The 18,059-nt window shown below is 68.2% G+C and carries 20 protein-coding genes; 14 read left to right on the forward strand and 6 right to left on the reverse strand.

The window, feature by feature from the left end; all coding sequences use genetic code 11:
* The 8 genes from EV192_RS55460 to EV192_RS02030 all read left to right on the forward strand — a co-directional run.
* Positions 1 to 595 (forward strand): FHA domain-containing protein (locus EV192_RS55460; protein WP_132112856.1); only part of this gene is annotated, 595 nt, incomplete at its 5' end.
* 82 nt (positions 596 to 677) lie between these two features.
* Entirely contained in the window at positions 678 to 1,130 is a 453-nt protein-coding gene (locus EV192_RS02000) for an FHA domain-containing protein FhaB/FipA (RefSeq protein WP_132110499.1), read from the forward strand.
* On the forward strand, positions 1,127 to 2,542 hold the full coding sequence (locus EV192_RS02005; protein WP_132110501.1) for a PP2C family protein-serine/threonine phosphatase: 1,416 nt from the start codon (positions 1,127 to 1,129) through the stop codon (positions 2,540 to 2,542). The genes EV192_RS02000 and EV192_RS02005 overlap by 4 nt, the downstream gene beginning before the upstream one ends.
* Positions 2,542 to 4,014: an FtsW/RodA/SpoVE family cell cycle protein gene (locus EV192_RS02010; RefSeq protein ID WP_132110503.1), complete on the forward strand. Its 1,473-nt coding sequence runs from the start codon at positions 2,542 to 2,544 to the stop codon at positions 4,012 to 4,014. The genes EV192_RS02005 and EV192_RS02010 overlap by 1 nt, the downstream gene beginning before the upstream one ends.
* Complete coding sequence (locus tag EV192_RS02015; RefSeq protein ID WP_132110505.1) at positions 4,011 to 5,507, forward strand: penicillin-binding transpeptidase domain-containing protein; 1,497 nt, start codon at positions 4,011 to 4,013, stop codon at positions 5,505 to 5,507. Before EV192_RS02010 ends, EV192_RS02015 begins: the two co-directional genes overlap by 4 nt.
* Before the next feature lie 2 nt (positions 5,508 to 5,509).
* On the forward strand, positions 5,510 to 6,910 hold the full coding sequence (locus tag EV192_RS02020; protein ID WP_132110507.1) for a serine/threonine-protein kinase: 1,401 nt from the start codon (positions 5,510 to 5,512) through the stop codon (positions 6,908 to 6,910).
* A gap of 73 nt (positions 6,911 to 6,983) precedes the next feature.
* Entirely contained in the window at positions 6,984 to 8,975 is a 1,992-nt protein-coding gene (pknB, locus tag EV192_RS02025) for a Stk1 family PASTA domain-containing Ser/Thr kinase (protein ID WP_132110509.1), read from the forward strand.
* A gap of 141 nt (positions 8,976 to 9,116) precedes the next feature.
* On the forward strand, positions 9,117 to 10,520 hold the full coding sequence (locus EV192_RS02030) for a PP2C family protein-serine/threonine phosphatase (RefSeq protein ID WP_132110511.1): 1,404 nt from the start codon (positions 9,117 to 9,119) through the stop codon (positions 10,518 to 10,520).
* 21 nt (positions 10,521 to 10,541) lie between these two features.
* Here the strand turns inward: EV192_RS02030 and EV192_RS02035 are convergent, their stop codons facing one another.
* Positions 10,542 to 11,186, reverse strand: coding sequence for an aminodeoxychorismate/anthranilate synthase component II (locus EV192_RS02035; RefSeq protein ID WP_132110513.1), 645 nt, complete (start codon positions 11,184 to 11,186; stop codon positions 10,542 to 10,544).
* Between the two features lie 39 nt (positions 11,187 to 11,225).
* On the opposite strand from EV192_RS02035, the gene EV192_RS02040 reads away from it, so the two are divergent.
* On the forward strand, positions 11,226 to 12,371 hold the full coding sequence (locus EV192_RS02040; protein ID WP_132112860.1) for an APC family permease: 1,146 nt from the start codon (positions 11,226 to 11,228) through the stop codon (positions 12,369 to 12,371).
* A 41-nt stretch (positions 12,372 to 12,412) separates the two neighbouring features.
* Positions 12,413 to 13,096: an HAD family hydrolase gene (locus tag EV192_RS02045; protein WP_132110515.1), complete on the forward strand. Its 684-nt coding sequence runs from the start codon at positions 12,413 to 12,415 to the stop codon at positions 13,094 to 13,096.
* Here the strand turns inward: EV192_RS02045 and EV192_RS53575 are convergent.
* Both EV192_RS53575 and EV192_RS02050 read right to left on the reverse strand, forming a co-directional pair.
* Entirely contained in the window at positions 13,093 to 13,245 is a 153-nt protein-coding gene (locus tag EV192_RS53575; RefSeq protein WP_165960167.1) for a hypothetical protein, read from the reverse strand. The genes EV192_RS02045 and EV192_RS53575 overlap by 4 nt on opposite strands.
* Complete coding sequence (locus tag EV192_RS02050; RefSeq protein WP_243726578.1) at positions 13,245 to 14,123, reverse strand: class E sortase; 879 nt, start codon at positions 14,121 to 14,123, stop codon at positions 13,245 to 13,247. Before EV192_RS02050 ends, EV192_RS53575 begins: the two co-directional genes overlap by 1 nt.
* A gap of 118 nt (positions 14,124 to 14,241) precedes the next feature.
* On the opposite strand from EV192_RS02050, the gene crgA reads away from it, so the two are divergent.
* On the forward strand, positions 14,242 to 14,508 hold the full coding sequence (crgA, locus tag EV192_RS02055) for a cell division protein CrgA (RefSeq protein ID WP_132110517.1): 267 nt from the start codon (positions 14,242 to 14,244) through the stop codon (positions 14,506 to 14,508).
* A 124-nt stretch (positions 14,509 to 14,632) separates the two neighbouring features.
* Positions 14,633 to 15,043: a PH domain-containing protein gene (locus EV192_RS02060; protein ID WP_132110519.1), complete on the forward strand. Its 411-nt coding sequence runs from the start codon at positions 14,633 to 14,635 to the stop codon at positions 15,041 to 15,043.
* On the opposite strand, the gene EV192_RS02065 is transcribed toward EV192_RS02060, so the two are convergent.
* Positions 15,040 to 15,870 carry a rhomboid family intramembrane serine protease gene (locus EV192_RS02065; RefSeq protein ID WP_132110521.1) on the reverse strand — a complete coding sequence of 277 codons (831 nt, stop codon included), beginning with the start codon at positions 15,868 to 15,870 and terminating at the stop codon, positions 15,040 to 15,042. The two genes, EV192_RS02060 and EV192_RS02065, sit on opposite strands and share 4 nt — an antisense overlap.
* The gene (locus EV192_RS02070) at positions 15,871 to 16,425 is read right to left on the reverse strand and encodes a peptidylprolyl isomerase (RefSeq protein ID WP_243726579.1); all 555 of its coding nucleotides are present in this window, start codon (positions 16,423 to 16,425) and stop codon (positions 15,871 to 15,873) included. It lies immediately after the preceding gene.
* A gap of 101 nt (positions 16,426 to 16,526) precedes the next feature.
* Between EV192_RS02070 and EV192_RS02075 the strand changes: the two genes are divergently transcribed.
* Positions 16,527 to 16,931 carry a hypothetical protein gene (locus EV192_RS02075; RefSeq protein ID WP_132110523.1) on the forward strand — a complete coding sequence of 135 codons (405 nt, stop codon included), beginning with the start codon at positions 16,527 to 16,529 and terminating at the stop codon, positions 16,929 to 16,931.
* Between the two features lie 40 nt (positions 16,932 to 16,971).
* Here EV192_RS02075 and EV192_RS02080 read toward each other — a convergent pair whose 3' ends face one another.
* A complete protein-coding gene (locus tag EV192_RS02080; protein ID WP_132110525.1) occupies positions 16,972 to 17,511 on the reverse strand; it encodes a DUF2020 domain-containing protein in 540 nt (179 codons plus the stop codon).
* 123 nt (positions 17,512 to 17,634) lie between these two features.
* Between EV192_RS02080 and EV192_RS02085 the strand changes: the two genes are divergently transcribed.
* A complete protein-coding gene (locus EV192_RS02085) occupies positions 17,635 to 18,042 on the forward strand; it encodes a DoxX family protein (protein WP_132110527.1) in 408 nt (135 codons plus the stop codon).
* The last annotated feature ends 17 nt before the right edge of the window (positions 18,043 to 18,059 follow it).

Consider the following 18,059-nt stretch of genomic DNA (forward strand, 5'->3'; position numbering starts at 1 on the left):
CGACCAGGGTTACGGCCAGCAAGGTGGCTACGGCCAGCAGCCCGGCGGCTACGACCAGGGTTACGGCCAGCAGGGCGGCTACGGCGGCCAGCAGCCCGGCTACGACCAGGGCTATGGCCAGCAAGGTGGCTACGGTCAACAGCCCGGCGGCTACGACCAGGGTTACGGCCAGCAAGGTGGCTACGGCCAGCAGCCCGGCGGCTACGACCAGGGTTACGGCCAGCAGGGCGGCTACGGCGGCCAGCAGCCGGACCCGTACGGCCAGCAGGGCTATGCGCCGCCTGCCGTGCAGACCGGTCCGCGCCAGCTCGCCGCGAGCCTTCAACTGGACGACGGTTCGAACCGCACGTACTCCCTGAAGCAGGGTGGGAACGTGGTCGGCCGGGGCCAGGACGCCGACTTCCGGCTGCCGGACACCGGGGTGTCCCGTCGACACCTGGAGATCACGTGGGACGGCCAGAGTGCCACACTTGCTGATCTCGGTTCGACGAACGGGACCACGGTGAACGGCACTCCGGTGCAGACGTGGCAGCTCGCGGATGGCGACGTCATCCGCATCGGTCACTCGTCACTGGTGTTCCGCACCCAGGGCTGACGTTCGATCGCTCACGGGACTCGAATACAGTTCGCGTGTTCGAGCGGTGTCGGCTGCGTTTTTTAGGGAGCGGTCACTTCAGGTGCCAGAGCTGGTGATGCAGCTGACCAGAGCAGGGTTCCTCGCCCTGCTCTGGTTGTTCGTGCTGGCTGCGCTGCGGATTGTTCGTTCGGACCTGTACGCGGCCTCCGGCCTCAAGGTGGCGATTCCCGGGTTTCGCCGGCAGAAGGGTGGCCACGGCAAGGCGCCCCGCCAGCTCGTGGTGACGCATGGCGCGCTGGCCGGCACCCGGATCTCGTTGGACGGGCGGCCGATCATGATCGGTCGGGCCGACGACTCCACCCTCGTGTTGGACGACGACTACGCCTCCACCAGGCACGCGCGCATCTCGCTGCGCGGAACGGACTGGTACGTGGAGGATCTCGGGTCGACCAACGGAACTTATCTGGACCGGGCGAAGGTGACGGCGCCGCTGCGGGTGCCGCTCGGGGTTCCCATCCGGATCGGCAAGACGGTGATCGAGCTGCGCTCATGACCCTTGTCCTCCGTTACGCGGCCCGCAGCGACCGGGGTCTGGTGCGTTCGAACAACCAGGACTCCGTGTACGCAGGCCCGCGCCTGCTCGCGCTGGCCGACGGTCTCGGAGGGCATGCCGCCGGCGAGGTGGCGAGCAAGGTGGTTGTCGGCGCGTTGGCGCCGTTGGACGACGACACGCCAGGTGAGGACCTCCTCACCCAGCTCCGCACGGCGACCATCACCGGGAACAACGCCATCTCCGAGCTGGTGGCCACCGACCCGGACCTGGACGGCATGGGCACGACGTTGACCGCGATGTTGTTCGCGGGCAGCCGGATCGGCCTGGTGCACATCGGCGACTCGCGGGCGTACATGCGCCGGGGCGAGCAGTTCTCGCAGATCACCCACGACGACACGTTCGTCCAGTCGTTGATCGACGAGGGGCGGATCACCGCGGAGGAGGCGACCAGCCATCCGCAGCGCAGTTTGTTGTTGCGCGCGTTGACCGGTCACGACGTGGATCCGAGCCTGACCATCCGCGAGGCCAGGGTGGGCGACCGGTACCTGCTGTGCTCGGACGGCCTGTCGTCGGTGGTCAGCTACGAGACGCTGGCCGAGGCGATCACGATCGAGGACCCGCAGGCCTGCGCGGACCGGATGATCGAGCTGGCGCTGAAGGGCGGTGGTCCGGACAACGTCACCGTGATCATCGCCGACGTGGTGGACGTGGACTACGGCGACGACGACCCGATCGTGGGGGGCGCCGCCGGGGACGGCAGTGCCGACCCGCCGCCGCCGGACTCGTCGGCCTCCCGGGCCGCGGCGATGACCGCGCCGAAGCCGGCGGCGCCGCAGAAGGTCGACCCGGTCAAGCCGGAGGACCCGAAGGCCAAGCGCCGCAAGCGCTTTCGCCTGTTCGCGATCCTGGCGGTCGTGCTCGTGCTGCTGGTCGGCGGGCTGTTCGCGATCAGGTACTTCGTGCTGCAGAACTACTTCGTCGGTGAGGGCACCGACAAGTACAAGGGCGAGATCGCGATCTTCCAGGGCGTGTCGGGCAGTGTGCTGGGCATCCGGCTGAACCACGAGGTGGAGGGGTCGTGCGACCCCGCGCTGGGCAAGTGCAACAAGCGCTACGTCGACCAGCTCGACCCGGTCGGCCGGGACACCGTGCTGACCGGCCGGAACACGTATTCGAGCCTGCGTGAGGCGCGGGAGTTCATCAACCGGCTGCGAACCGAGAACGTGATGGACCCGTGTACAGACGTGGCCAAGCAACAGGAGAGTTCGACCTCGGCGACACCGCCGCCGCCGTCGACTCCGCAGTCCACCTCGGCCGACCCGTCCGCGGTTGCTGGCAGCCTGCAGGGCAAACCGGCCCCGATCCCCGGCGTGAACTGCCGTCCCGAGCACAGCGAAGGTGGCGGTGGCTGATGGCGCAACCGGCCCCCGCCGGGGCGGGCCCGGCGGGGGCGACCGGGTCGGGCTCGCCCCCGAACACCGCTCCGACCAGGCGCAACACCGAGCTGGGCATGCTCGGCTTCGCCGCGGTTCTCGTGGTCAGCGCGCTCACGCTGGTGACGGTCAACCAGGAGCAGCAGCTCAGCGTCCAGATCATCTGGTACGGGCTGGCGTTCCTGGGGATGTTCGGCACCGCGCACATGGCGATCCGCCGGTGGGCGCCGTACGCGGACCCGCTGATCCTGCCGTGCGTGGCACTGCTGCACGGGTTCGGTCTGGTGATGATCTACCGGATCGACCTGGCGGCGGCCGAGAACGCGGCGAAGTCGCAGAAGGCGTTCGCGCCCGCGACGCCGAAACAGCTGCTGTGGACCGTGATCTCGCTGGTGCTGTTCCTGGTCGTGCTGAGCCTGGTGCGCAACCACCGCACACTGACCAAGTACGGCTACACGGTCGGGCTGGTCGGCCTGTTGGCGCTGGCCCTGCCGGCGATGCTGCCGGCCAGCCTGTCCGAGGCCGGCGGCGCCAAGGTGTGGCTGAAGTTGGGGATCTTCTCCATCCAGCCGGGTGAGTTCGCGAAGATCCTGCTGATGGTGTTCTTCGCGTCGTTCCTGGTGTCCAAACGCGACTTGTTCATGGTCGCCGGCCGGCGGTTCCTCGGGTTGGAGCTGCCCAGGGCGCGTGACCTCGGGCCGATCCTGCTGGCGTGGGGGGTCGCCATCGGCGTCCTGGTCTTCGAGAAGGACCTGGGCACGTCGCTGCTGATCTTCGGCATCGTGCTGGCCATGCTGTACGTGGCCACCGAGCGCGTCGCGTGGGTCGTGATCGGCCTCGTGCTGTTCCTCGGCGGCGCCTACATCGCGTACACGATCTTCACGCACGTCCAGCAGCGCGTGGCGAACTGGCTCACGCCGATGGACCAGGTGGTCTACGACCGGAAGGGCGGCAGCTTCCAGATCGCGCAGGGCCTGTTCGGCCTGGGCACCGGCGGGGTGGGTGGCACCGGTCTCGGTGCCGGCCGGCCGGACATGGTGCCCGCGGCGAACACGGACTTCATCACCGCGGCGATCGGCGAGGAGATCGGCTTCATCGGGCTGGCCGCGCTGCTGATGGTCTACCTGATCCTGGCCATGCGCGGCCTGCGCAGCGCGGTTGCGGTCCGGGACAGTTTTGGGAAGCTTCTCGGCGGGGGCCTGTCGTTCGCGATCATCATGCAGGTGTTCGTCGTGGTCGGCGGGGTGACGGCGTTGATCCCGATGACGGGCCTGACCGCGCCCTTCCTGTCCTACGGCGGTTCGTCACTGCTCGCGAACTACATCCTCGTGGCCCTCCTGCTGCGGATCTCGGACGCGGCACGACGGCCACAGACCGGGTCGCGGCCGCGGCCGGTTCAGCAGGCGCCGATCGCGGAGGCCAACACGGTGATGGTGGAGCGGCCGACATGAACACTCCTCTCCGGCGGGTCGGCCTCGCCATGTTGGCGATGCTTGTGTTGCTGCTGGGCAACATCACCTACATCCAGCTGTTCGACGCGGACAGCTACCGTGCGGACTCGCGGAACCAGCGCGTGCTGTACGACGAGTACTCGCGGCAGCGTGGCCAGATCATCGCCAACGGCGACGGCCGGGAACTGCTGGCCAAGGTCACGCCGACCAACGACCGGCTGAAGTTCCAGCGCCAGTACCCGATGGGCCCGGCGTTCGCGCCCGTCACCGGCTTCTACTCGACCCGGTACGGCTCCCGTGGCCTGGAGCGGGCCGAGGACGAGATCCTCAACGGCTCGGACGACCGGTTGTTCGTCCGCCGGTTGTCGGACCTGATCACCGGCCGGGACCCGCGCGGCGGCAACATCCAGACCACGATCATCCCGCAGGTCCAGCAGGCCGCGTACGACGCGATGACGGCGAAGGGCTACACCGGCGCGGTGGTCGCCCTCAAGCCGCAGACGGGCGAGATCCTCGCGCTGGTCTCGACGCCGTCGTACGACCCGAACCCGCTCGCCTCGCACGACAAGGACGTGCAGGAGCAGGCGTGGAACAAGATCAGGGACGAGAACAACCCGGCCAAGCCGGTGCTGGACCGGGCGATCCAGGAGTACTACCCGCCGGGTTCGACGTTCAAGCTGGTGGTCGCGGCGGCGGCGTTGGCCGACGGCAAGGACCCGAACTACATGCTGACGGCGGACGCGTCGATCACGCTGCCGGGCACCAGCACCGACCTGGAGAACTTCGCGCACAGCCACTGCGGTCCGGACGCCGGCGCGAGCCAGGTGACGATGGCGACCGCGTTGCAGTTCTCGTGCAACACCGCGTTCGCCACCCTGGCCGACCAGGTGGGCAAGCAGAAGCTGGAGGACCAGGCGGCGAAGTTCGGCATCGGCCAGACCGACCTGCAGATCCCGTTCGGCGTGGTCACGTCCACCGTCGGCAAGCTGCCGGACCGGGCGTCGCTGTTCCAGAGCGGCATCGGCCAGCGGGACGTGCTGCTCACCCCGTTGCAGGACGCGATGATCGCCGCGGCGATCGCGAACAACGGTGTCGTGATGCAGCCGCAGCTGGTGGAGAAGGTGCTCGCGCCGGATCTGCAGGTCATCTCGGACTTCCGGTCGAACGAGCTGAGCCGGGCGATGACCGGGAGCAACGCACAGGCGCTGCGCGACATGATGAAGCTGTCCGAGGACCACACCAAGGGCGACGGCAAGGTGCAGGGCCTGGTGATCGCGTCGAAGACAGGGACCGCCGAGCACGGCAGCGACCCGAAGAACACGCCCCCGCATGCTTGGTACGTCGCTTTCGCCCCGGCGGACAACCCACAGATAGCCGTGGCCGTCGTAGTAGAGAACGGCGGCGACCGCGGGCTGGCCGCGACGGGCAGTTCGGTCGCCGCCGGTGTCGGTCGAGCCGCGATCAACGCGTTGCCAGGACTCGGAGGTAGGTGAGCATGCTGACGTCGGGGCAGCTGCTCGCCAACCGCTACCGGTTGGCGAGGCGCATCGCCGTTGGCGGCATGGGCGAGGTGTGGGAGGCCGCCGACACACGGCTGGACCGCGCGGTCGCCGTGAAGGTGCTCAAGCCGGAACTGTGCGGCGACGCGGAGTTCCTGCACCGGTTCCGGACTGAGGCCCGGACCATGTCGTCGCTGAACCACCCAGGCATCGCGTCCGTGCACGACTACGGCGAGACGGCGGCGATCCCGGACGGCCCGCAGGACACCGCGTACCTGGTGATGGAGCTGGTGGAGGGCGAGCCGCTGGCCGGGATCCTGGCCAGGGAGCGCCGGATCAACGCCGAGCGGGCCCTGGACATCCTGGAACAGGCCGGGATCGCGCTGCAGGCCGCGCACGCGAGCGGGTACGTGCACCGGGACGTCAAGCCGGGCAACATCCTGATCACGCCGGCCGGTGTGGTGAAGCTGACCGACTTCGGCATCGCCAAGGCGGCCGACGCGGCGCCGGTGACCAGGTCCGGCATGGTGATGGGGACAGCGCACTACATCGCCCCTGAACAAGCGCTTGGTCACGACGCCGAGCCGGCCAGCGACGTCTACTCGCTGGCCGTGGTGGGCTACGAATGCCTGGCCGGACACCGGCCGTTCCTGTCGGAGAACGCGGTGACCGTCGCGATGATGCACATCCGCGACATGCCGCCGCCCCTGCCGCCGGACGTCCCGCCGGGCGCGCGCGCCGTCATCGACGCCACGCTGGTGAAAGACCCCCGTCGCCGCTACAGCAACGGCGGGGAGTTCGCTGCCGCGGTTGCCGCGGTACGCGCCGGCCGTCCGCTGCCGACCCCGTCCGGACTGGTCATGGCCGCGGCGCACACGGGTACCCACCCGAGGATCGCCCCGACCGCGATGCCACCGCAGATGGGCCCTGGCACAGGGGCGTTCCCGATGCCACCGCGGCCACGCAGGCGCAGCGGCCGGGCGTGGCTGTGGGCGTTACTGGTGCTGATCCTGGTCGCGCTGGTCGTGCTGGCGATCTGGGCGATCCCTCGGTTGACCGGATCGGGGACGCGGGGCACCCCGACCCCGGCCGGCGCCACGCCGGGGAAGACGGGTGTCAGCTTTCCGAACGGCGAATCGACGTACGGTGAACCCAGCGGACAAGGACGACCGGGCCAGGTTCAGGTTCGACCTGGGGATCTGCTCGACCACCCCGCCGACTACGTGGTCGAGTCGTTACGGAAGTCTGGGCTCCGACCGGACGTGCGGTCGCGCCCGAACGGGCAGCCGCAGGACCTGCGGACTTGCCTCGTCACCAGCGTGCAGCCGATCGGGACACTTGACCAGGGGTCGACGGTGACTGTTGAGTGCGCCCCTGGCGGGCAGCCGCCTGGCTGAAAACGGCCAGACGATCAAGCAAGAGCGGGCATGATGGGATCGAGAAGTTGACTAGGAGCGGGACAACGCAGCGATGACGACACCGCGACTGCTCTCCAATCGCTACGAGCTGGGCGAGACACTCGGCTATGGCGGCATGTCCGAGGTTCACAAGGGTCGCGACGTCCGCCTTGGCCGTGATGTCGCGGTCAAGGTGCTGCGCGCCGACCTGGCTCGTGACCCGCAGTTCCAGGAACGGTTCCGCCGGGAGGCGCAGAACGCCGCGGCACTGAACCACCCCGCGATCGTCGCCGTGTACGACACCGGCGAGACGCGCACCGAGTACGGCCCGCTGCCCTACATCGTGATGGAGTACGTCGACGGGCGGACCCTGCGCGACATCGTCAAGACCGAGGGCCCGCTGCCCGGCCAGCGCGCCATGGAGATCATGGCGGACGTCTGCGCGGCGCTGGACTTCTCCCACCGGCACGGCATCATCCACCGGGACGTCAAGCCGGCCAACGTGATGATCACCAAGACCGGCGCGGTCAAGGTGATGGACTTCGGTATCGCCCGCGCGGTGCACGACGGCCAGGCGGCCGTCACGCAGACCGCCGCGGTCATCGGTACCGCGCAGTACCTTTCGCCGGAGCAGGCCCGTGGTGAGGCCGTGGACGCCCGCAGCGACGTCTACGCGACCGGGTGCGTGCTGTTCGAGCTGCTGACCGGGGAGCCGCCGTTCACCGGTGACTCGCCGGTGGCCGTGGCGTACCAGCACGTCCGGGAGGACCCCCGTAAGCCCTCCCAGCTCAACCCGAGGGTCAGCCCCCAACTCGACGCGATCGTGCTGAAAGCGATGGCCAAAGGGGCGGCGAACCGGTACCAGTCGGCCGCGGAGATGCGGATGGACATCGTCCGCGTGCTGTCCGGCCAGCGCCCGGCCGCGCCGATGGTGATGACCGACGACGACCGCACCGCGATGATGGGCGGCCAGACCCGCTCCACCGAGGTCGTGCCCCGCGGCCGGCACCGCCCGGACGCCATGGCGGACGACTACGACGACTACGACGACGCCGAGGAAGAGCGGCGGCGTAAGCGTCGCCGGACGTGGATCACCGCGATCGTCACGCTGCTGGTCGTCGCCCTGATCGTGCTGGGCATCTACCTGGTCACCACGCTGCTGGGCAACAAGAACAACAGCGCGGACGCCAATTTCGCGACGCTGCCGGACGTGCGCGGCAAGTCACAGACCGAGGCCCGCAAGCAGTTGAGCGACGCCGGCTTCACCAAGTACGACTTCAAGCCGATCAACTGTGAGCCGGGTCCGGCCGGGGCGCCCGCGCCGTGCACGGCCGACCAGGTCGGCAAGGTGATCGAGCAGGACCCGGTGCCGGGCAAGGCGGACAAGACCAAGCAGGTGACCCTGACCTTCGGCGCCGGTGCCAGCCTGGTGCAGGTGCCGGACGTGAAGGGTCTGCCCAAGGACCAGGCCACCACCAAGCTGCAGGCCGCGGGCTTCACCATCGCCCCGCAGGACGGCTCCGAGCCGGTGACCGACTCGAAGCTGGTCGGCAAGGTCTCCAGCACCACCCCGGCGGCCAACAGCCAGGCGCCCAAGGGGTCGCCGGTGACGTTGAACCTCGGCAAGGCCCCGGACCCGGTGAACGTGACGAACGTGATCGGCCAGGACTTCAACACGGCCCAGCAGAACCTGCAGTCCGAGGGCTGGGTGGTCAACCGGACGGACGTCGAGTCCGACCAGCCGGTCGGCATCGTCACCGACTACACGCCGAAGAAGGCCAAGCCGGGCAGTTCGATCACGGTCAAGGTCTCCAAGGGCCCGCAGACCAGCGCGCCGAACCAGGACACGATCCAGATGCCGAACCTGGTGGGCATGAAGCGGCAGGCCGCGATCGACCTGCTGCGCAGCAAGGGCTGGGACGGACAGTTGAGCCCGTCGAACGTGCCGACCACGAACCCGGCCGAGGACGGTCAGATCGTCGACCAGAACCCGGACGCGGGCCAGCAGGTGGGGAAGAACCAGGCAGTGGATGTCAAGATCGCCAAGTTCGGGCCGGGCGGCTGAGTCGCTGTCGGCGCGTGATCCATGGTTTTGTATGTTGTTGCCCCCGGGGAACTCGGCCTGGCAGTACCTGGACGATGAGCGTCCGGAAAGGCGGACAGCAGTGGTTGGGCAACGTGGTGCGCTTGAAGGTCCGCCGCAGACATGACGCTGGCCATCAAGTACGCGGCGCGTAGCGACCGAGGCTTACACCGGTCCAACAACGAGGACTCGGTGTACGCCGGGCCGCACCTGCTCGCGATCGCGGACGGGATGGGCGGTCACGCGGCCGGCGAAGTGGCCAGCAAGGTGGTCATCGCCGCGCTGGCGCCGCTGGACGAGGAGGTCCCCGGCGACGACCTGCTCGGGAAGCTGCATGAGGCGGTGGTGACCGGCAACGACACCATCGCCGAACTGGTCGGCCAGGATCCCGAGCTCGAGGGCATGGGGACCACGCTCACCGCGATCCTGTTCGGTGGCGGCCGGATCGGCCTGGTCAACATCGGCGACTCGCGCACGTACCTGGTCCGGGACGGCGTGTTCAACCAGATCACCAGGGACGACAGCTTCGTCCAGTCCCTTTTGGACGAAGGCCGGATCACCCCGGAAGAGGCGCTGACCCACCCGCAGCGGTCGCTCGTGCTGCGGGCCCTGGTCGGGCACGAGGTGATCGAGCCGACCCTGCAGGTCCGGGAGACCCGGGTCGGCGACCGGTATCTGCTGTGCTCGGACGGCCTGTCCGACGTGGTGGTGTTCGACGCGCTGGCCGAGGCGATCAAGATCCCGGACCGGGAGGCCTGCGCGGACAAGATGATCGAACTCGCGTTGCAGGGCGGCGGCCCGGACAACGTGACGGTGATCGTCGCCGACGTGGTCGACGAGGACCCGAACCTGACCGAGGCGTTCAGCACCGACAACCACATGAAGCCGGTGGCCGCGCCGACCACCGCGGTGCCCCGCCCACCGATGGCGATGGGACCGCCACCGCAGGGCATGCCGATGCAGCAGCAGCCCCAGCAGCAACAACAACCACCGCAGAAGCCGAAGAAGAAGCGCGGCCGGCTGATCGTGATCTCGTGCGTGGTGGCCGTGGTGGTGCTGGCGATCGCCGCAGCGGCCGTCCGCTACCTGGCCTACAACAACTACTACATCACCGTCGCGGACAACTCGGAGATAGCGATCTTCCAGGGAGTCCGCGGCACAGTGCTCGGCTTCGAACTGCACCGCGAGGTCGAAGGCTCCTGCCCACCGGGCCGCCAGCCCTGCGTACCGCTGAAGCTGGCGGACATCAAGGACCCGGCCCGGCAGGAAGAGGTCAAGCAGGGCGTGGCAGTGGCCGACCTGGACTCCGCGCGAGCCACGATCGACGGCTGGCGGCACCCGGAAGACCCCGCCAACCAGTGCCCCACCCCGTCCAGCTCGACCAGCAGTTCGTCGGTGGCGCAATCGTCGATCGCCGGTCCGCCGCCGGAGGGGCAGCAGTCGACCTCCCAGTCCGCCTCATCACCGGTGTCGACGACATCGAGCCCGGTCGTCTCGAGCCCACCGAACCAGACCTGCCCCCGGTGACCCAGGGGGCAGGCCCACGGCCTAACGGATCGCGGCCGCCCGGGTAAGGGTGCGCATTTCCTTCTCCAGCTCGGCCACGGTCACCTCGGGCACCGGGTGGCCGCAGGTGGCCAGCCAGTTCGCCAGCATTCGGTGGCCGCCGTCGGTGAGGACGGACTCCGGGTGGAACTGGACGCCTTCGAGCGGCAGTTCGCGGTGCCGCATGGCCATCACGATGCCCGTCTCGGTCTTGCCGGTGACTTCGAACTCGGCCGGGACGGTCTCGGGCAGGATCGTCAGCGAGTGGTACCTGGTGGCGGTGAAGGGGTCGGGCAGCCCGGCCAGGACGCCGGCGCCGGTGTGGTGCACCTGGCTGGTCTTTCCGTGCAGCAGTTCCGGCGCCCGGTCCACGGTGGCCCCCCAGGCCACGCCGATGGCCTGGTGGCCAAGGCAGACGCCCAGAACCGGCAGTCCGCGCTCGGCGGACCGCTTGACGACCTCGATGCTGCGGCCGGCGCGCTCCGGGGTGCTGGGCCCGGGGCTGACAAGCACGCCGTCGAACCCGTCCAGCTCGTCCAGCTCTGGTGCGTCGTTGCGCCACACCACGCAGTCCGCGCCCAACTGGGCCAGGTACTGGACCAGGTTGTAGACGAAGCTGTCGTAGTTGTCGACCACCAGTACGCGCATGACCTCAATGCTATTCGTGTTCTCATCTCACGCGTGAGCATGCTTGCCAGACGGTTGGGTGTCGTCGACGCGACCACCATCGGGTTGGGGTCGATGCTGGGGGCGGGCGTGTTCGTGGCGTTCGCGCCCGCCGCGGCCGCCGCTGGGTCCGGTTTGCTGATCGCCTTGGTTCTGGCCGCGTTCGTGGCGTACTGCAACGCGTCCTCGTCCGCGAGGCTCGCGGCCAGATATCCGGAGTCGGGTGGGACGTACGTCTACGGCCGTGAACGGCTGGGTGACTGGTGGGGCTTCACCGCTGGGTGGGGGTTCGTGGCGGGGAAGATCGCCAGTTGCGCGGCGATGGCGCTGACCTTCGGCTCGTATGTGGCGCCGGGGTACGAGAAGGCGGCAGCTGTGGCGGCGGTCGTGGTGCTGACGACGATCACCTATCTCGGTGTCACGAAGACCGCGGCGGTGACGAAGGTGCTGCTGGCCGTTGTCCTGGCGGTGCTCGCCGGGTTCGTGGTGGTCGGCCTGCCGAAGGCGCATTGGCAGCCGATCACCTGGGACACAGCGGGAATCCTGCAGGCGGCTGGACTGCTGTTCTTCGCGTTCGCCGGTTATGCCCGGATCGCCACCTTGGGCGAGGAGGTCAAGGAGCCGAGCCGGACGATCCCGCGCGCGATCCTGATCGCCCTGGCCGCCACGGTAGTGATCTACGTGGTGGTGGGTGCGACGGCGTTGGGCGTACTGGGGCCCGCGCGGTTGGCCGGGTCGACGGCGCCGCTCGCGGAGGTACTGCCGGCCGCACGGATCGGGGCGGCCGCCGGCAGCCTGGGGGCGCTGCTGGCGCTCATCGCGGGGATCAGTCGGACCACGTTGGCGATGGCCCGCCGGCGTGACCTGCCGGCCCGGTTGGCCGATGTGCACGTGTCCGAGATCGCGGTCGGGACAGTCGTTTGTGGACTCATCCTGGCGTTCGACGTGCGCGGTGCGATCGGGTTCTCGTCGTTCAGTGTCCTTGTGTACTACGGGATAGCGAATCTGTCCGCGTACACAATGGAGAGAAAGTGGACAGCGGTGGCCGGCCTTGTGGGGTGCGTGGCGCTCGCCGGCAGCCTGCCGCTCGGCTCGGTGGTGACCGGGTTGGCGGTGTTCGCGGTCGGGCTCTGCGGGCGGTGGCTCGTACTGAAGTGGACCCGATAAAAGTGGTGCGGGCGTACCACTTTCCCGCTACTCTTCGGGCCGTGAACAAGGTCCTCATCTTCGACGCGGACGACACCCTGTGGGAGAACAACGTCCGGTTCGAGCGCGTGATCGACGACTACCTCGACTGGCTCAAGCACCCCACCCTGGACAAGACCGAACTCCGGCACATCCTCGACGACATCGAGCATGCCAACGTCCCCGTCCTCGGCTACGGCAGCAAGGCACTCCTGCAGAGCCTGGCGCAGATGTTCGAGCGGCTCTACGAGCGACCCGTCGGCGAGCGGGAGCGCACCGACATCGCGGAGATCGCGCGTGCGCTGGAGAACCACGAGGTCGACCTGGTCCCCCAGGTGTCCGAGACGCTCGCCGAGCTGGGCAGCAGGCACGACCTGCTGCTGCTCACCAAGGGCGACCCGGCCGAGCAGCGGGGCAAGCTGGACGCGTCCAACCTGGGCCACCACTTCCGGAGCGTGCACATCGTCGCCGAGAAGAACGTGGCCGCCTACCGGTCGCTCGTCGACGAGCACAGCCTGGACGTCGCGGTCACGTGGATGATCGGCAACTCACCGCACTCGGACATCCTGCCCGCACGGGCTGTCGGAATGAACGCCGTGTTCATCCCCAACCAGCACACGTGGGTCCTTGAGCAGGGCGAACTCGACCCGGCGGACAAGGGCGTGCTGCACCTGGCCGCGTTCACCGAGTTGCTGGCGCACTTCTAGACCGTGTCGTTGTTGAACCACAGCATGGGCTCCAGCCAGGGGAACACCACGAACAGCAACAACGCGACGATCCCGAGGACCAGGACCACGGCGATGACGATCCGGACGGCCAGCGGCCCGGGGATATGCCGCCAGATCCATCCGTACATCAGTTCTGCTCCTTCAGCTCCGGCGGCGTGTCCGCCTTGGTCGGGTCCTTCTTCCACTGCTTGATCAGCACCGCGTGGACGATCAGCCGTTGCCTGTCGGAGAACTTCGGGTGGCACGTGGTGAGGGTCATCAGCGCGGCCTGGTCGGCCGGTGGCGTGCTGCCGGCCTGGCCGGGCACGGGTGAGATCACGCTGCCGTTGGTCGGCAACACGATCTCCTGGCCGAACACCTTGCTGTACGAGCCGCCGAGCGGATTCACGTTCGCGCACCGCGGGTTGCCCTGCTGCTTGGTGGCCCACTTGGCCACGTCCGCCTGCATCGGCAGCATCCGGTAGACGAACCAGTCGGTCTGGGTCTCGATCACGATCGCGTCACAGGCCCGCAGCAGGTCAAGGTCGTTGAAGGGGGCGCCCATGCCGACCCGGTGGCCGGCGATCGCGAAGTTGCCCGGCTGGCCCGGCAGGGCGGTGCCCTTGTAGTGGCCGGGGCCGGACTCCAGGGTCTTGTCGCTGGTGCCCTCGAGGACGGTGAAGTGCACGTCCGCGCCGAGCGACGGCAGGTAGAGCTTGGCGAAGCCCTTGCCGTCCTCCAGGTCGTACTTGTTGGTCCGCTCGCCGCCGTCGACGGTGTCCTGGCCCTTCTTGTTGTTCCACTGGTCGTCCAGGGCGGCGGTGGCCTCGCGCTGCTTGCCGGCGGACAGCAGGTCTGTGATGTACACCTCGTAGACGACGAACAGCAGCACGACCAAACCGGCCGTGATCAGCAGTTCTCCGATGTTCCGCACGACCGTGCGGGCCCGGTCGGGGCGCTGCGGCGGCCGATCTGAAAGCTCGCCGTACATGCGTCCGGAGTTGTGGTCACCTTCATGACTTCCCACACGCACTCCCCTGGTGGATCGCAGACCTTGTCGACTACGTTAACGTGTTCCTACGGCGGCAGTTGCGCACGTCTCCTGCTCGTCCGTACACGCACGCATAACGCCAGGCGAGGACACGATGCCCAAGTCCAAGGTTCGCAAGAAGAGCGTCTACACGCCGCCGACCGATCGCCGTACCCCGGTGAAGGTGCGTGGCGGCGGCCCTTCGCACCCGGTGTACGTGACGGTGATGCTCGCCGTCATGGTGATCGGGCTCGCGTGGCTCGTGGTCAACTACATCGCCGGCCAACAGATCCCGTTCATGGCCGACCTGGGGAACTGGAACTTCGCCATCGGGTTCGCCCTGATGATCGGCGGGTTGTTGATGACCATGCGGTGGCGCTAGATCGTTGTTCACCCGGTAGAGGGATGCTGGACTGCACCCGTTCAGCCCAGCGTCACTGAACCACAAGGATGTAACTCATCCCCAGTGTGGACAACTTCTGTGGATAAGTAGGACAGACCGTTACGTGACGTCACCAAAGGCTGTTCTCAGCTGGTCGCCGCCGGCCCTGCTGGTCTCCATCGGATGGCTGGCGGCGGTCGGCGCGGTCGTGTTCGCCGTGGTCACGAGCGACCGGGCGGGTCAGGTCCTGCTAGGTGTCGCCGCCCTGGTCCTGCTCCTGCTGACGCTGCACGGCACCATCGCGCGGCCCCGGCTCGCTGCGGACAGTAACGGACTGACGGTCCGCGGGCTCACCAGGCGCCAGCAGTGGACGTGGGCCGAGGTGAACGTCCGAGTGGTGCGCACCCGACGGCTGGGCCGGCAGGTGAGCACCCTCGAACTCGACTTCGACGACACCCTGCTCGTCCTCGGCTGGATAGATCTCGGGGTCGCTCCCGAGGACGTCGCCGAGGCACTGCGTGAGCTACGCACCTAGAGGTCGACGACCTGGAGGCTGCCGAGCCCGGCCATCAGGCCGACGAGCACGACCAGCACCCCGATCACGGTGGCGGTCTGCACCTGGTTGCGGATCCGGGCCGGCGGGTACAGGAACCCGACGCCGACCGCGGCACCCGTGACCAGGCCGCCGATGTGCGCCTCCCACGAGATCGCCAGCAGGCCGGAGAAGCTCAACGCGAGGTTCAGCACGATCACCGCGATCACCTGGCCGAGCGGGAGCTTCAACCGGATCACGGTCACCAGCAGCGCGCCCATCAGGCCGTAGATCGCGCCGGACGCGCCCGCCGCGCCGGACGCGCTCAGGATGTACACCGCCGCGCTGCCACCGAGCAGCGACACCAGGTAGAGGGTCAGGAACCGGAGCCTGCCGAACACCAGTTCCAGTTCCCGGCCGATGATCCACAGCGACACCATGTTCAGCGCCAGGTGCGTGAACCCGATGTGCAGGAACCCGGACGTGACCAGCCGCCACCACTCGCCGTTCTGCACCAGGACGGGCGCCAGCACCCAGTCCACGAACGACTGCGACAGCTCGTTGTGGCTGATGCTCTGCGCCTGGTACGCGTTGAACGCGAACACCGCGATGTTGATGACGACGATGACCGGGACGACCACCAGACGGGAGCCGAGCTCGGCACCGGCGATCGTCACCGGCCGGCGCTGGGTCCGCTGGCCCTCCTGGACGCAGTCCACACACTGGTAGCCGACCGGAGCCTCCCGCAGGCACTCCGGACAGGCCGGCCGTTCACACCGGGCGCATCTCACCCCGGTCGGCCGGTCCGGGTGCCGTACGCAGGTTTCCACTCAGCCTCGCTCGATGACCACTCGGTTGATCACAACGTCCTCGGCCGGCCGGTCGTTGGGGCCGCTGGTCTTGACCCGGGAGATGGCGTCCACGACGGTGCGCGACTCCTGGTCGGCGACCTCGCCGAAGACGGTGTGCTTGTAGTTCAGGTGCGGCGTCGGGCCGACTGTGATGAAGAACTGCGAGCCGTTGGTGTTCGGCTGGTTGATGTTGGCCATGCCCAGCAGGTACGGCTTGTTGTACTGGAGTTCCGCCACGAACTCGTCGGGCACGGTGAACCCGGGGCCGCCACGGCCGGTGCCGGTCGGGTCGCCGGTCTGGATCATGAACCCGTCGATGACGCGGTGAAAGATCACCCCGTCGTAGTACGGGCCGGACGTGCCGCCCTGCGCGTTCTGCGGGGAGTACGCCTTGGTGCCTTCGGCGAGGCCCACGAAGCTGCTCACGGTCTTCGGTGCGTAGTCAGGGAACAGGTTGACTCGGATGTCACCCAGCGTGGTGTGCAGGGTGGCGGTCACCTTGATCCCGACGAGTGATTCGTTGCTGTCTGCCACGCCCTCAATCGTGCCATCCACGGCGGGAACGGGTCAGAAGGGGCAGGATGGGGTACCTGTCAATCAACCATCCATTTCGAAGTACGGACGAGGTGAAGGCGATGAACCGCGCTCCAGAGGCGGTGGACAAGGCCGTGGACGCCGTTCGCCGGGCGGAGCACAAGCTGGTTTCTGGTGCTGAGGACGTGGCGGCCAAGACCCGCGGGACGCGCCGCAAGCTGGCCCGCAAGGCCAAGGCCGCCCGCAAGGACCTGGCGAAGACCGCGCACAAGGCCAAGGGCAGCATCCAGGAGCTGGCCGGCACCGAAACCAAGCGTCGCCGTCGCTGGCCGTGGATGGTCGCGCTGGTCGTCGCCGCGGCCGGCACGGCCGTGGTGGTCAAGTCCCGGTCCGGTTCGTCCGAGGACGTCTTCACGCCGGAGCCCCGGACCGAGGACGAGACGCCCGAGCCGAAGCAGCAGGAGAACGGCCAGCGGGCCAAGTCGGCCGCCCCGTCCGACAAGTAGTCGCGCCCCCGGTGTGGCGTCCGCGCCGCACCGGGGGCGGTCAGAGCCCGAGCGCGGTGATCGCCTTCTCGGCCACCCGCCGCGGCTTGGTGGACTGCGCCTGGTTCGACGTGACGATCACCGCGGTGACGTCCTTGGCGACGGCGTAGACCGAGCTCTTGTCCTGGCCCAGTGAGCCGCCCTTCCAGCCCGGCGGCGAACTGGCCGGGTTCGACGTCGCGATCGGCGCCGCCTGGTCGACCAGGGCCTTCGCGTTCTTCGCGTCCCCCACGTACACCCGGACGGTGAGCTGGACCGTGCCGTCCGGACGGTAGAAGAAGCACGCGGGATGCGGTTTGTCCGCGGAAATCCGGACCTTGGTGACGTGCTGGCCGTTGGCGTCCGCGACAAAGGTGCTGTCGAGATAGGGGCACGGCCCGTCCGCAACCGGTTCCGGAGTGGTCGGCGGCCCTTGATCAGTACTTTGCGGGGTGGCGGTCGGCGGTGTGGACGTGGGTATCGTGACCTGCTGCTTGGGTGGGCTCGTTGAGCATGCCGTGGCGCAGAGCAGCAGGACCAGGGCTGGGGTCGCTCGCTTCATGGCATGGTCAGTTAATCAGACGCCATCACGTGGATCTTGTCGACCTCGCTGAACCGCCCTGGGCCGTTCGGCGTAAGCCGTTGTCGCAACACCTTGCTAATCCTGCAACGGTAAGGGGTTTGGATGGAGACGATCCTGCGGCGTAGGGAAGACCTGCTGTCGTTGTTCCGGTTCGTGGTCGGCGTGCTGTTCGCCTGCCACGGAATTGCCAAGTTGTTCGGAATGTTCGGCGGCAAGACCGTCACGTTCGGTTCGTGGCCGAGTTGGTTCTCGGCGGTCATCGAGTTCGGCGGGGGCCTGGCGGTGATGCTCGGAGTCGGAACGCGCATCGCCGCTCTGTTGTGCTCCGGTGAGATGGCGTACGCGTATTTCACCACTCACCAGCCGAAAGCGCTCTGGCCGATCGAGAACGGCGGCGAACTGGCCGCGGTCTACAGCTGGGTCTTCCTGTTGATCGCCATTGTCGGTCCGGGTAGCTACACCCTGACCAAACTCTGGCAGCGGGCGCACCAGCCCAGTCTGACCGAGTAGGGATCACTCCTGGGTCC

This window comes from Actinocrispum wychmicini (genome assembly GCF_004345645.1).
Lineage (GTDB): Bacteria > Actinomycetota > Actinomycetes > Mycobacteriales > Pseudonocardiaceae > Kibdelosporangium > Kibdelosporangium wychmicini.

Bases quoted from the DNA above. Each gene is read 5' to 3' on its own strand.
- EV192_RS02015 (WP_132110505.1), top strand. From the start codon at position 4,011: ATGAACACTCCTCTCCGGCGGGTCGGCCTCGCCATGTTGGCGATGCTT.
- EV192_RS02020 (WP_132110507.1), top strand. From the start codon at position 5,510: ATGCTGACGTCGGGGCAGCTGCTCGCCAACCGCTACCGGTTGGCGAGG.
- EV192_RS02005 (WP_132110501.1), top strand. From the start codon at position 1,127: ATGACCCTTGTCCTCCGTTACGCGGCCCGCAGCGACCGGGGTCTGGTG.
- EV192_RS02080 (WP_132110525.1), bottom strand. From the start codon at position 17,511: ATGAAGCGAGCGACCCCAGCCCTGGTCCTGCTGCTCTGCGCCACGGCA.
- EV192_RS02030 (WP_132110511.1), top strand. From the start codon at position 9,117: ATGACGCTGGCCATCAAGTACGCGGCGCGTAGCGACCGAGGCTTACAC.
- pknB (WP_132110509.1), top strand. From the start codon at position 6,984: ATGACGACACCGCGACTGCTCTCCAATCGCTACGAGCTGGGCGAGACA.
- EV192_RS02075 (WP_132110523.1), top strand. From the start codon at position 16,527: ATGAACCGCGCTCCAGAGGCGGTGGACAAGGCCGTGGACGCCGTTCGC.
- EV192_RS53575 (WP_165960167.1), bottom strand. From the start codon at position 13,245: ATGTACGGATGGATCTGGCGGCATATCCCCGGGCCGCTGGCCGTCCGG.
- EV192_RS02040 (WP_132112860.1), top strand. From the start codon at position 11,226: ATGCTTGCCAGACGGTTGGGTGTCGTCGACGCGACCACCATCGGGTTG.
- EV192_RS02010 (WP_132110503.1), top strand. From the start codon at position 2,542: ATGGCGCAACCGGCCCCCGCCGGGGCGGGCCCGGCGGGGGCGACCGGG.
- crgA (WP_132110517.1), top strand. From the start codon at position 14,242: ATGCCCAAGTCCAAGGTTCGCAAGAAGAGCGTCTACACGCCGCCGACC.
- EV192_RS02035 (WP_132110513.1), bottom strand. From the start codon at position 11,186: ATGCGCGTACTGGTGGTCGACAACTACGACAGCTTCGTCTACAACCTG.
- EV192_RS02085 (WP_132110527.1), top strand. From the start codon at position 17,635: ATGGAGACGATCCTGCGGCGTAGGGAAGACCTGCTGTCGTTGTTCCGG.